The 12,830-nt window shown below is 45.3% G+C and carries 11 protein-coding genes and 1 tRNA gene; 7 read left to right on the forward strand and 5 right to left on the reverse strand.

The features are described 5' to 3' along the window. The first annotated feature begins 22 nt into the window (after nucleotides 1-22). Entirely contained in the window at nucleotides 23-4,537 is a 4,515-nt protein-coding gene (locus NFI81_RS06885) for a T9SS type A sorting domain-containing protein (protein ID WP_234613261.1), read from the forward strand. A gap of 51 nt (nucleotides 4,538-4,588) precedes the next feature. Here NFI81_RS06885 and NFI81_RS06890 read toward each other — a convergent pair whose 3' ends face one another. Beyond that, nucleotides 4,589-5,629, reverse strand: coding sequence for an LLM class flavin-dependent oxidoreductase (locus NFI81_RS06890; RefSeq protein ID WP_234613260.1), 1,041 nt, complete (start codon nucleotides 5,627-5,629; stop codon nucleotides 4,589-4,591). A 171-nt stretch (nucleotides 5,630-5,800) separates the two neighbouring features. Between NFI81_RS06890 and NFI81_RS06895 the strand changes: the two genes are divergently transcribed. The 3 genes from NFI81_RS06895 to NFI81_RS06905 all read left to right on the forward strand — a co-directional run bounded on the left by NFI81_RS06895 (nucleotide 5,801) and on the right by NFI81_RS06905 (nucleotide 7,898). Then, a complete protein-coding gene (locus tag NFI81_RS06895) occupies nucleotides 5,801-6,154 on the forward strand; it encodes a YciI family protein (RefSeq protein WP_234613259.1) in 354 nt (117 codons plus the stop codon). 4 nt (nucleotides 6,155-6,158) lie between these two features. Continuing rightward, nucleotides 6,159-7,385, forward strand: a complete 1,227-nt coding sequence (locus NFI81_RS06900; protein ID WP_234613258.1) for an RNA polymerase sigma factor — start codon at nucleotides 6,159-6,161, stop codon at nucleotides 7,383-7,385. A gap of 126 nt (nucleotides 7,386-7,511) precedes the next feature. After that, nucleotides 7,512-7,898 carry a DoxX family protein gene (locus NFI81_RS06905; RefSeq protein ID WP_234613257.1) on the forward strand — a complete coding sequence of 129 codons (387 nt, stop codon included), beginning with the start codon at nucleotides 7,512-7,514 and terminating at the stop codon, nucleotides 7,896-7,898. Between the two features lie 48 nt (nucleotides 7,899-7,946). Here NFI81_RS06905 and NFI81_RS06910 read toward each other — a convergent pair whose 3' ends face one another. Both NFI81_RS06910 and NFI81_RS06915 read right to left on the reverse strand, forming a co-directional pair. Further along, complete coding sequence (locus NFI81_RS06910) at nucleotides 7,947-8,477, reverse strand: anthrone oxygenase family protein (protein WP_234613256.1); 531 nt, start codon at nucleotides 8,475-8,477, stop codon at nucleotides 7,947-7,949. Between the two features lie 89 nt (nucleotides 8,478-8,566). After that, nucleotides 8,567-9,586, reverse strand: coding sequence for a hypothetical protein (locus NFI81_RS06915; protein ID WP_234613255.1), 1,020 nt, complete (start codon nucleotides 9,584-9,586; stop codon nucleotides 8,567-8,569). Nucleotides 9,587-9,730: 144 nt separating this feature from the next. Here NFI81_RS06915 and NFI81_RS06920 point away from each other — a divergent pair. Further along, a tRNA-Leu gene (locus NFI81_RS06920) sits at nucleotides 9,731-9,812 on the forward strand. A gap of 119 nt (nucleotides 9,813-9,931) precedes the next feature. Further along, complete coding sequence (locus NFI81_RS06925) at nucleotides 9,932-10,396, forward strand: hypothetical protein (RefSeq protein ID WP_234613254.1); 465 nt, start codon at nucleotides 9,932-9,934, stop codon at nucleotides 10,394-10,396. A 25-nt stretch (nucleotides 10,397-10,421) separates the two neighbouring features. Here NFI81_RS06925 and NFI81_RS06930 read toward each other — a convergent pair whose 3' ends face one another. Continuing rightward, nucleotides 10,422-11,036: a deoxynucleoside kinase gene (locus tag NFI81_RS06930; protein ID WP_234613253.1), complete on the reverse strand. Its 615-nt coding sequence runs from the start codon at nucleotides 11,034-11,036 to the stop codon at nucleotides 10,422-10,424. Nucleotides 11,037-11,234: 198 nt separating this feature from the next. Between NFI81_RS06930 and trhO the strand changes: the two genes are divergently transcribed. After that, complete coding sequence (trhO, locus tag NFI81_RS06935; RefSeq protein WP_234613252.1) at nucleotides 11,235-12,224, forward strand: oxygen-dependent tRNA uridine(34) hydroxylase TrhO; 990 nt, start codon at nucleotides 11,235-11,237, stop codon at nucleotides 12,222-12,224. Here trhO and NFI81_RS06940 read toward each other — a convergent pair whose 3' ends face one another. Further along, nucleotides 12,225-12,722 (reverse strand): GNAT family N-acetyltransferase, encoded by a 498-nt coding sequence (locus NFI81_RS06940; RefSeq protein WP_234613251.1) that lies wholly within the window; start codon nucleotides 12,720-12,722, stop codon nucleotides 12,225-12,227. Between the last annotated feature and the right edge of the window lie 108 nt (nucleotides 12,723-12,830).

Below are 12,830 nucleotides of genomic sequence, written 5' to 3' on the forward strand. Positions count from 1 at the left end.
CACATTTACCCGATTAAAATTGATGAAATTTTTACAGAAGTTAATTTTCGCGAGCGGGTTGCTGGGCCTTATGGCGGCAACCTCGGATGATGCGTTACGGAAAGAGCAGATGGCCGTGGCGTCGCAGGTGACCTGCGGAACGAAACCTGGAACATCTCAGCCAATGGTATGGACTCACGATGAGATGCTGGGAAATGTCGGCGGAAAGCCGGTGTACACGATCATCCATCAGAACAGGATCTACATTAGATGGGACGGTAACCCAGACCCTAGCCGTAAAAATCAGGCATTCGACAACACGGCTATTCTATTGCACATGGATAACAACAAGTTTCCAAATAATACAGAGGGAAACCGGATTGTTAACTCATGTATCAATTCCATCGACCCAAGTACAATGGGTAACAATTACCTGGGAACGCAGCAAGGCAACATGATCCCATGTAACAACAAGCCTATCACAGATGGGCTGATGCTTGGTACATTCCGTGGAGGCGATGGTGTGAGAACGTTTCAATATGCGATCATTAAAGATGGTTTGCTGCGTGTGAATTTTCACCGTGAAACCAATACATACAGCCGCGATGCCATTTCAATGGGCCTGATCCGTCAGACGATCGACGGTGAAAACGGGAGCTTCATGAACCCGAACATGGGTTTTTCATTAAACTACACGGAGGTGTTAAGCTGCTTCTGGAACGAGCTGCCGAAGAATCCGGATTCAGTCGGCAACCCTGAGCCTAATTGCCCTGGAGGCCCTACATTAGGAACTGTAAGTAACGTTTCGCAAACAGGCCTTCGTTTCGCATATTCAGGCAACGGCATTCCTAACATCGACTGGAGAATAAAATCGGGCAACAATGTAATTCGCTCTGGCAAAACGGGAAATTTGTCTTCTAATAATGTTGACATTTCGTTCAGCACCCTTGGCGCTGGAAACTACACTTTGGAAATTGAAGGCGGCGACTGCGCTTCGTCGGTAAGCTCTGCGTCATTTTCGGTGAACCAGGCAAACTGCCCAAGCGGCCCAACAATATCTGGTGTAAGAAATGTTTCACCAACCGCTATTACGGTTGATTTCAACGGTTCCGGCGTTCCTAATTTGACATGGCGCGTGAAACAAGGTGGAAATGTTGTCAGAAACGGCAAAACTGGTAATCTGACTTCAAATTCCGCCTCTATTTCATTCAACAGCCTTGGCGCTGGCATTTATTCATTGGAAATCGAAGGTGGTGATTGCAACTCTTCTGTCAGCACTTCAAACTTCACTATCGTTCCGGGAACCTGCCCTGGCGGACCTACACTGGGCACGATCAGCAATATTTCAGCATCCGGTTTGCGCTTCCAATTTGACGGAAACGGCATTCCTAACATTACATGGAGAATAACATCCGGTTCTGAGGTAGTACGTAACGGAAAAACACCTGGCCTGACTTCTTCGCTTGTTGACATTTCATTCTCTGCATTGAGCGGCGGAAGTTATACTCTGGAAATCGAGGGCGGTGATTGTAATTCTTCTGTCAGCTCCAAATCATTCTCTGTTGGCTCAACGAACTGCCCATCCGGACCAAGTATTTCCGGCATTAAGAATGTTTCTTCAACAGGTTTAACGGTTGATTTCAATGGCGTAGGCGTTTCAAGCGTTACATGGAGAATCAAACAAGGTGCTAACACGGTAGCAAACGGCAAAACGGGAAATTTAAGTTCTAACTCGGCAACTATCTCTTTTGGAACATTAGCAACCGGCAATTATACACTGGAAATCGAAGGTGGAAACTGTACATCATCTGTAAGCACTTCAAACTTCTCAGTGTCTCAGCCAAACTGTGCTAACGGCCCAACCATTTCAAGTGTAAAAAATGTCTCCCCAACTGGCCTTACAGTTGATTTTAACGGTTCGGGAATCCCTAATTTAACCTGGCGCGTAAAACAAGGTGGTAATGTTGTTAGAAATGGCAAAACCGGGAATCTGGGCTCCAATTCGGCTTCAATAACATTTGCAAGTCTTGGTGCAGGAACTTATTCACTCGAAATTGAGGGTGGTGATTGTTCATCATTGGTTAGCAGTTCCAACTTTACAGTAAATCCCGGAACTTGCCCTGGCGGACCTACATTGGGCACGATCAGCAACATTTCGGCATCCGGCTTACGTTTCCAATTTGATGGAAATGGAATTCCCAACATTACTTGGAGAATCAGATCCGGTTCTGAGGTGGTGCGTAACGGAAAAACACCTGGATTGACTTCTGCGCTTGTTAACATTTCATTCACTGCACTGGCTGGCGGAAATTATACATTAGAAATTGAAGGTGGCGACTGTACTTCTTCTGTGAGCTCAAAAACCTTTACGGTTGGCTCAACGAACTGCCCGGGCGGACCAACGATTGCTACCATTAAGAACATTTCCTCAACAGGCTTGACAGTTGATTTTAATGGTTCAGGTGTTTCCAGTGTGACCTGGCGTATCAAGCAAGGCGGTACCACGGTTGCAAATGGCAAAACAGGAAATTTAAGTTCAAATTCAGCATCTATCACATTTGCAAGCCTGGCTGCCGGTACTTACTCACTGGAAATTGAAGGTGGTGATTGTACTTCTTCGGTTAGCTCGTCAAACTTCACAGTATCCAAACCAAATTGTGCTGGTGGGCCGACTATTTCCAGCGTTAAGAATGTTTCGGCAACGGGACTTACGGTGGATTTCAGCGGTTCAGGAATTCCAAACCTGACCTGGCGCGTTAAACAAGGTGGTAATGTGGTTAGAAACGGCAAAACAGGAAATCTAAGCTCCAATTCGGCTTCAATAACATTTGCAAGTCTTGGTGCAGGAACTTACTCACTCGAAATTGAGGGTGGCGATTGCTCATCTTCGGTTAGCTCTTCCAACTTTACACTTAATCCTGGAACTTGCCCTGGCGGCCCGACACTTGGCACAGTTAGCAACATTTCCTCCACTGCCTTGCGTTTCCAATTCGATGGCAATGGTATTCCAAACATTACATGGAGAATTAAATCAGGCGGAACAACTGTTCGCAATGGTAAAACAGGAACGTTGACTTCATCAGTCGTTAACATTTCCTTCGAAGCGATCGGTGCCGGAAATTATACCTTAGAAATCGAAGGCGGTGATTGTTCTTCTTCGGTTAGCTCAAAAACTTTCGCTGTCGGCCAGGCTAATTGCCCGGGCGGACCAACCATTTCAGCCATCAAAAACATTTCCAAAACGGGATTGACGGTTGATTTCAACGGTTCAGGCGTTTCTACCCTGACATGGAGGATCAAACAAGGCGGATCGACATTGGCGAATGGAACAACAGGCAACCTGGGTTCCAACTCTGCTTCGATTACATTCGCAGCATTGGCGGTTGGTACTTATTCGCTGGAAATTGAAGGCGGTAACTGCGCTTCTACTGTCAGCACTTCGAATTTCAATGTAACGCTTCCTAATTGCAGCGGCGGTCCAACGATCACGACGATCACTAATGCTTCTACGGTTGGCCTGACAGTTAACTTCAGCGGAACAAACATTCCAAACCTTACATGGAGGCTGAAAAAGGCTGGTAACACAGTAGCCAACGGAAAAACGGGCAACCTGACTTCCAATAGCGCGGTAATCAGTTTCCCTGCTCAGACAATCGGAAACTATACTTTGGAAATCGAAGGTGGTGACTGCGTTTCTTCCGTGAGTTCGAAAACGTTTGACATCATTACAACGGACAACCGTCTTCCATGCGAACTTGGTCCTGAATTGAAATCCATTTATAACCAAACAGAAACAGAACTGGTGTTCAACTTCCACGGAAACAATGTGGCAAGTATCGACTGGAAAATCATGAGAGGAAATTCGATGATGCGCTCTGCAAGGGTTAACCTGACCAGCGACCGTCCAAAGATCACTTACGCAAGACTTGACAAAGGAAACTACACCTTGCAAATTGAAGGCGGTTCTTGTAAGTCTGCCGTTCAGACAATGGGCTTCAGCGTTGGCGATCCATTGCCGATCAAGGTTGCGAGATTTGACGGTTCAGCAGTAGAAGAAGGCGTGGCGCTTTCATGGAATGTTACAGACGAAAAAGATGGTAAAGGTTTTGAAATCATCCGCTATGACAACCAGTTGAAAGTGGCTAATGTAATCGGAGCAATGCCTTTGTCTGACAAACGCATCGGTGAATACAAATTCACTGACAAAACACCGCTTTTCGGAAATAACTACTACCAGCTGAAAATGATCGACGAAGACGGAACATTCCTGTCGAGCCGCATTATCACAGTTCGTTATGATGCGATCACCCAGGCGATTGTATCACCAAACCCGGTGAGAGATTTGATTAATGTTGAATTTGTTTCAAAATCAGCCGGAAGAGGCAAAGTTGAAACTTACAACATGAGCGGAATCAAATTGAATACGATCGAACAGGATATCATTGCCGGGAAAAATAAACTTCCGGTTAACGTAACGGGACTAAACGACGGACATTATTTCCTTAAAGTCTACTACGGCGATCAGGAAATGAACCTGCGTTTCTTCAAAGTGCGTTAAGATTACAGAGATGACAAAAAAGGGATGTGGCTCACTGCCACATCCCTTTTTTTATGCCTTAACCGCCAACGCCTTTCGGACAGCCGGGGCAATCACCGTCCCGAACAGCTCGATGGCCCGCAAGTTTTTCTGATGGGAAAGATCGTTGCTGCCAACCGTTTGCGCGAGATATCTTGTATTGCCAAAAAGCTCGTGCAGCCTTAAAATCTTGTCAATGATCTCCTGCGGGCTTCCCACCATTAACGGTCCAGATTGCCTGCTGTATTCGTATTGCTCGCGCGTCATCGGCGACCAGCCCCGCTCCTTACCTACCCGGTTCATCAGTAACTGATAAGGCGGGAAAAATTCATCAGCGGCTTGCTGGGAATTGTCTGCCACATAAAACTGCGTGTTTATTGCCAATTGCAACTGGCTAACATCATGTCCGGCTTCCTTAGCGGCATTTCGATACAACTCAGCAAACTGCACAAAACGATCCGGCGGCCCGCCTAATATTGCCAGCGTCATTGGTAAATTAAGCTTTCCTGCTCGAATCGCCGAGCCAGGTGTGCCTCCTACGGCAATCCAAACCGGCAATGCGGACTGATAAGCTCGCGGATATACACCCAGATTATCGATGCCCGCACGGTGCTTACCCTGCCAGCTTACTTTTTCGTTCTGGTTTATTTTAAGGAGCAAATCCAGTTTTTCGGTAAAAAGCGTGTTGTAATCATTCAAGTTGTAGCCAAATAACGGGAACGACTCAATGAAAGAGCCGCGTCCGGCCAGGATCTCTGCCCGACCGCTGGAAATCAGGTCAAGCGTTGAAAAATTCTGATAAACCCGCACCGGATCCGCTGAGCTTAGTACGGTTACCGCACTGGAAAGCTTGATGTTTTTGGTCATTGCCGCAGCGGCTGCTAGGATAACTTCTGGCGCAGAGATTAAAAAGTCGGGGCGATGGTGTTCGCCTAATGCGAAAACATCGAGCCCTACTTCGTCCGCCAGTTTGATTTCTTCCAGCAATTCCAGCATTCTTGCATGTGCATTAACGGCTCTTCCGGCCACACCATCCGGCGTTATTTCACCAAACGAACTAATTCCTAATTCCATTTCTTACGTCGATTTCTGTTAACAATGGGTCCTTTCAATGAAATCACCTATTTCTATAATGAGTTCATAAAAGGGCTGTAAAAAATATTTTTGCAGGAATGTCCCATTTGCCAAAACTCATTTGTAGTGGGCGTATAAATTATATATCATTAACTATAAAATTGAAAAAATATGGAAGAGTACATTGTGATCATGCGGTTGGATTTACTTACAAAAGAGGCTCAGCCATCGCCCGAGCAAATGGAAGGCTATATGAAACAATATCACGACTGGGTGGGCGGCATTGCTGCGCAGAATAAATTCAGTGGCGGTAAAGGCCTGGCCGTGGAAGGTAAGGTGCTCAAATTTAATGATATGATAACCGATGGCCCGTTCGTGGAAATTAAAGAATCAGTCGCCGGCTTTATCATTATCAAAGCGGCCAGCCTGGACGAAGCCGTTGAAATGGCACAAAAATGCCCCATTTTGAAAGGTGAAGGCAACAGCGTGGAAGTGCGCAAAATTGTTTCCGTGCACGAAAGCTAGCCCAATGACAAACCACGAACCAATAATCCCACATTTATTCAGGACCGAATACCGGAAAATCGTGTCGGTGCTATGCAGGCATTTTGGTTTTCGGGAAATTGAAATTGCGGAGGACATTGCGAGTGAAACGTTCCAGGTGGCCATGCAAGCCTGGGGATTAGAAGGCCTCCCGCCTAATCCGGCGGGATGGCTTTATAATACAGCCAAAAACAAAGCGAAGAATTATCTGCACCGCGAGTCGATCTTTCGGGATAATATCGCACCCGGACTGAAAAATATTGAACCGCAAGCTGCCGGCGACGACATTGACCTTTCATTACAAAACATTAATGATAGCCAGCTGCAAATGATGTTTGCGGTTTGTCATCCAGCCATTTCCCGCGAAGCGCAGATCGGTCTTTCCCTTCGCATTCTTTGCGGTTTTGGGATTGATGAAATTGCAACTGCTTTTGTGACCAATAAAGAGGTGATTAACAAACGACTTTTCAGGGCAAAAGAAAAGCTGCGTAAAGAAAAAGTGCAGATCGAACTGCCGCCGCCATTGGAAATCGACGCCCGGCTGGAACAAGTCCTGACGACCATTTATCTGCTTTTCAATGAAGGTTATTATTCAGTCAGTCAGAACAATACATTAAGGAAAGAGCTTTGTCTGGAAGCAATGAGGCTTTGCACGATGCTGATTGAGAATCCGGATACCAACAAACCGCAAGTTAATGCGCTGCTTGCTCTGATGTGTTTTCACGCATCTCGTTTTGACGCCAGAATGAATGGTAATGGTGAAATTATTCTTTATGACGAACAGGATTCAAGCCTTTGGAACACGGACCTGATCAACAAAGGCGGTTATTTCCTGAGTATGGCCGCCCAGGGAAGTAAATTATCCAGGTATCACCTCGAAGCTGGCATCGCCGCATGGCACACACAGCAGTCCGACAGCCCCGAGAAGTGGGAAGGGATTTTACACCTCTATAATCAGTTATTACAAAGAGAGTACTCCCCTGTTGCGGCGCTCAACCGCACTTATGCCGTGGCAAAAGTCAGAGGGAAAGAGGTGGCCATTGCCGAAGCTGAAAGGCTGAATTTGCCCGAAAATCACTTCTATTATGCGCTGCTCGGCGAGCTTTACAGTGGCCTGAACGATGATAAAGCAAGACTGCACTGGCTAACAGCCCTGTCCCTGGCAAAAACCGACGCCGACAAAGAAGCCATCCGAAAGAAACTGGGAGTATAAGTTGTCTTGAAAAAATTGTCGCAAAGCACCCTCTTATTCGTCGTATTTACACTGCGTCGGTCGGTAAAATATGCGGTAGGTTTGTATCAACAAAAACAAACTTTTAATCGTCAAACATTTACTGTCATGAAAACGACCCGCATTATTTTCTGGATTTCAACAACATTGATCTTTTTGTTTGAAGGCGTAATGCCTGCACTCACATCGCAAACCGAAATGGCCCGCGAAGGAATCCGGCATTTAGGTTACCCGGAGTATTTCGGCCCTATGATCACCGCTTTCAAAGTGGCAGGCTCTTTGGCAATCATGTTACCAAAAGTGCCTGCACGGCTAAAAGAATGGGCATATGCAGGATTTGTCTTCGACTTCCTTTGTGCCAGCATCAGCAATACCGTGGTGGATGGATTTGGCTTCAATTCCGTATTCCCGCTAATCGTTCTGGCCGTATTAATGGTGTCATATTACACTTATCATAAACTTCAAGCCGCACAACACCCGACACACGCTTATTAATGCGTAACATTTCTGGGGATTTTCTCAAATAGAAAGGATCGCTCCTTTCTATTTGAGTTTGTAAAAAGCCAGCAAGGTGAAAACAAAAGCTGCTACGGCGGATAATGTGCGGATTGCATGAAATTTGTTCCATGGTTGCTCAAACAAGGTCCGTTGCTGCGCAATTTCACTTGCTGTTGCGCTGCTAACATCGAAGCTTGCCAGTGCATCATTCAGCGGCACGTTGCCCATAACCGTTAGTCCGAATACGCCGACAACATAAATCACGGTCGCGGTAAGCAGCATTTTAAATTGAAATACATGCTGTCCCGAATAACTAAGCCAGCCCGCAAGCGTGAGCATTACAATCGAACCCATAAATGACGCAAAAAAGGTCGGGTTCAGAATGGCTTTGTTGATCCCCTGCATTGCCCGGAGATATTCCGCGTCAGCAAGCTTCCCCAGACCCGGATTCACCGAGCATGAATAAGAATAGAACAATCCTGCCGAAAGTCCGGTAAGCAGGGCGGATAGGACGAGGCTGGCGAAATAAAATTCATTCATCGTATTTTTAGGTTGAAGGTTTGTATGCTGGTTCATGTCGCAATTTTTGAAAATTATACCTCAAAAATATGCGTCACCTTTTCCTGAAAATAGAACAAATCCGCCAGCTGGCCCGTCAACAAATTTTAACGCCGAATGATCGACTTTACGATATTCTTGGCAGTCGGGATGATTTTACGGCGGAAATCCCGAAACCGGAATTTCTGCTCAATCAACCCGGCTTTCAATGCTGTTTTTGAATCCAGTGAAGCGTCCGTGCCGTAATTCCCGACAAGATATTGTAACGCGTTTTTCTCGCTCAGCACATAATTATCCTGATTGGAATAAGCCATAATCCCCTGCCCGATCGGATTAAATGAGGAATGCTTGGCATACTCTTCCAACGACAAATGCGTAAACTTATGTCCCTGATTGACCATTTGATGAAACCAGCCTGTGCCCAGATCCGCCGTGAATTCCCAATTCCCGCCGAAGCATCCATTGTCACCCAGCGGCAATGTTGTTTTACGATAAGTTTCAACATTGATCATGCACGCATATTCATTTAAACGACACTCAGGAAGCGGGTGGATCCGGCCCGAATGCAGGATTTCGAGATCGCGTTTCTGTCTGGGCGTCTCGTACTGTTCGTGCACGGCGATGGCCTCTTCTGCACTTGGAATATATTTCATAAACACATGTCCGCCGCATAACTGCGCCTTGGCAGCAGGACAAGACCAGCATTGCCCGATGGATCCGGTGCCGGCCATATTTGCATCCTCGAACAAAGGAAGCATATCCCCGATCATATCCTTATGAAACACCATATCATTATGCATGATAAAAAGCCACTTCATCTGCGCATGTTCGAGCGCATACTGGTAGGGAACGGTCCACCGATAATCCGCATCATGCTTAACGCGGTCGTAGTCGAGGATTTCGAGATTGTAAAACGATTTAGGATAATAAAGATGGATCGGAATAACCGGCTCAATGGCCTTGATCACTTTATAAACGTCCCCGTAATGGCCAAAAGGTTGCTTGTTTTCTACGGTAATGTAGACCGAATTGATGTATTGTCCACTGACTTTGAGCAGCGATAAAATCGAAATGATCGTTTGATACGGCTTCCCGTAGTAGATGACGTTGACATCAACTTTTTTCATTTTTAAGTAACAGGATAATTAGTAATTCTTTTCAAAAGTAGTAATCTGACGGCAAATAAGGCGTTTTAAACGAAAAAATGATGATATAAAACATTTGCCCGGCCTTGCGCCGTATGATTTAAATTGTACTTTTGCAGAATCCTCGGCCAGGTGGTGAAATTGGTAGACACGCTACTTTGAGGGGGTAGTGCCTTCGGGTATGGGAGTTCGACTCTCCTTCTGGTCACAACCTGCGCTGCAATCCAGCGCAGGTTTTTTTGTGATATTCCTTTTAAAAAATTAGCCTATATTTACTTTTGATTGAACGGCCCCTGATTTTCGCAAAGTTTGAAGGACTACCATTACATGAAAGCAATTGCTCTCCTTGGAGTTATTGGGCTGGTTTCTGCTTGCCAGATGGTCAGCCATGCACAATGTCTGGAAAAAGTAAGCCGATCCACCAATAAGAAGGAATATTACCAGATCGTTCAGCTTGTTGGCAAGAAGGAATTTTTGTCCCTTTCAAGAATCGGAGAGGAAAAAATCTTCACTTATCACAACGAAGCAGTAGACCTGATCTTCCACGTGCAAATGTTCACGGAAATAAGGTTCACGACCAAAGACGAGACTTTCTCACTGTTCACAACCACATCCGACCGCAATTTCTGGAACAAATCTTTTATGCTTTCCTCTCCGGTCACGCCTCAGGAACTGAATAAGATGAAAGGCACTGTGAAAATAGAGATCATCCTTCCAGAGGAGCGAAAAATTTACACATTCAGTCCGAAAAGCAATGTAATCCTCAATAAAGCATTGGCATGTGTGCTTTAATGGTATGGAGATAATCACTTCATAATCAGATATAAAACAACTCTTTATTTAATTGGCTTACGATAAAGTCGAAGTCCGTGGGATTGGAAGCGAAATCCATCTGATTCACGTCGATCTCAATGATCTTGCCGTGATCGTAGTGCTTTACAAAATCTTCATAATAGTGGTTGAGGGCAACCAGATAGTCAGTTGAAATGTCAGCCTCGAAGTCCCTGCCCCTTTTTTTGATCTGTGAAACAAGTTTGGGAATGTCTGCTTTTAAATAAATGAGCAGGTCCGGTTGCGACACTGTCCTGATAATGGATTCGAAAAGCAGCAGATAAGTCTGGTAATCCCGCTCTGTCATCACGCCCGACTCGTGGAGATTTCTGGCGAAAATAAAAGCATCCTCATAAATGGTCCTGTCCTGAATAATGGTAGAGTAAGTGGTCTCACGGATTTTCTGAACCTGCGCAAAGCGGTTATTAAGAAAATAAATTTGCAAATTAAATGCCCAGCGATCCATATCCTGGTAAAAATCAGCCAGATATGGATTCCCTTCCACGGCTTCGTACATCACGTCCCATTTGAAATATTCACCCAGCATTTGGGTTAATGTGGTTTTACCGGCGCCGATGTTACCAATGATCGCGATGTGCATAATGTGAGAAAGTGATGGTTAGGAATGTGCTGAGTGCGGTAAAAATATAGAAATCATTTCAATAGTTTGCTGCCCACAAAAGTCCAATTCCCGGATTTTCGTTAAAGTACGTTTCTTCGTATATTTGCACCTGATTTGGAGGAAGGAACTGCGTGGAAGAATTTCTTTTCTCTTTGGAATACATCAAATAATGCAATAATGAAGCCTTTCAAGGTAATTTTATATTATTTCTATGCGCCCATCGAAGACACGGAAACGTATCGCGATGAGCATCATTTGTTCTGCGTGCAGCACAATCTTTTGGGCAGGATTATCATAGCACCGGAAGGTTTGAATGGGACGGTTTCGGGCACGCCGGAAGATTGCGAAGCATATATGAATTATGTGCGTTCCGACAGCCGGTTTCAGGATGTGCAGTTTAAAGTGGAAGAGCATGATAAAATTGCTTTTCAAAAGCTGCACGTGCGGGTTAAAGATGAAATTGTTAATTCCGATCTGGGTGTTGACCCTCTGGTTCGCACTGGAAAGCATTTGGAACCCGCTGAATTTAAGCAGATTATCAATGATCCTAATGTTGTTTTAGTAGACATGCGGTCTGATTATGAGCATGAGCTGGGCAAATTCAAAGGCGCAATTACTTTTGATATGCATAACCTGCGCGAGCTGCCCGATCATATACACGAGATCGAACATTTGAAAGATAAAAAAATTGTGACCTATTGCACAGGCGGCATTAAGTGCGAAAAAGCAAGCGCATATTTGCTGGAACAGGGTTTTCAGGATGTTTACCAATTACACGGCGGCATTATCCGCTATGGGCTGGAAGAGGGCGGTGAAAATTTTGATGGTAAATGTTATGTTTTCGACAACCGCATTGCCGTGGAAGTCAATAAAGTTAATCCGACTGTCATCTCCCGCTGCTACATCTGCGATGAACCCTGCGACCGTATGATCAACTGCGCCAACGCGGAATGCAATACGCACGTGCCGGTTTGCCACAAATGCGGTCAAGAAATGGAGGGCGCCTGCTCACCGGAATGTAAGGCGCACCCGGACAAGCGCACTTATGACGGAACGGGCTATTATGTGAGCAACAGCAACCATTATCATCCGCTTCAAGGCTTGAAAAGTCAGAAAAAGAACATTAAGAAAATGAAACTGGCGGAAAGAACTGAACCGGCTCAATAGTCAGTTCAGTTGCTTTTCCAGGATGTAGTCGTTCATCCAGAATGGGCCTATCGGGATGTCCTCTTCGCCGGTTACGGCGAAGCCCATTTTTTCATAAAAACCCCTGGCTTTGTTATATCGGTTGACATTCAAAACCAGCGTTTTTCCCCCGACCGATTCTGCATATTTTTCAGTTTCGGCCAGCAGATATTTCCCTGCGCCTGTGCCCTGCGTTGAAGGAAGTACATATATTTTATGTAACTTAAACTTTTCCGGCCCTTCCCCGGAGACGGATGCAAAGCCTTCCGGCTTATGGTCGTTCAACAAAATCAGGAAGTAATGCTGCTCAACGGTAAATTGACGTAAAAGAGATTCGTGAGAATATATTTTTTCAAACATAAAGTCGATCTGCTCTTTGGTAAGTATGTCACCATAAGTGGGTTCCCAAGTCTTTTCCTGGATTGCGATGATCTCCGGGATGTCCGCAACTGTTGCATGCTTTATTGAGAATGATGGCATAATGCTTAATTTTGGCGTTTTACTGGTGCAAATAAATCTTTTTTCAACCTAAAAACCACATAACTTCATCAGCTGGTCAGGGCAATAACCCCTCTAAAAAGACTCGCC

Source organism: Dyadobacter fanqingshengii (genome assembly GCF_023822005.2).
In the GTDB taxonomy this organism is placed as follows: Bacteria; Bacteroidota; Bacteroidia; order Cytophagales; family Spirosomataceae; genus Dyadobacter; species Dyadobacter fanqingshengii.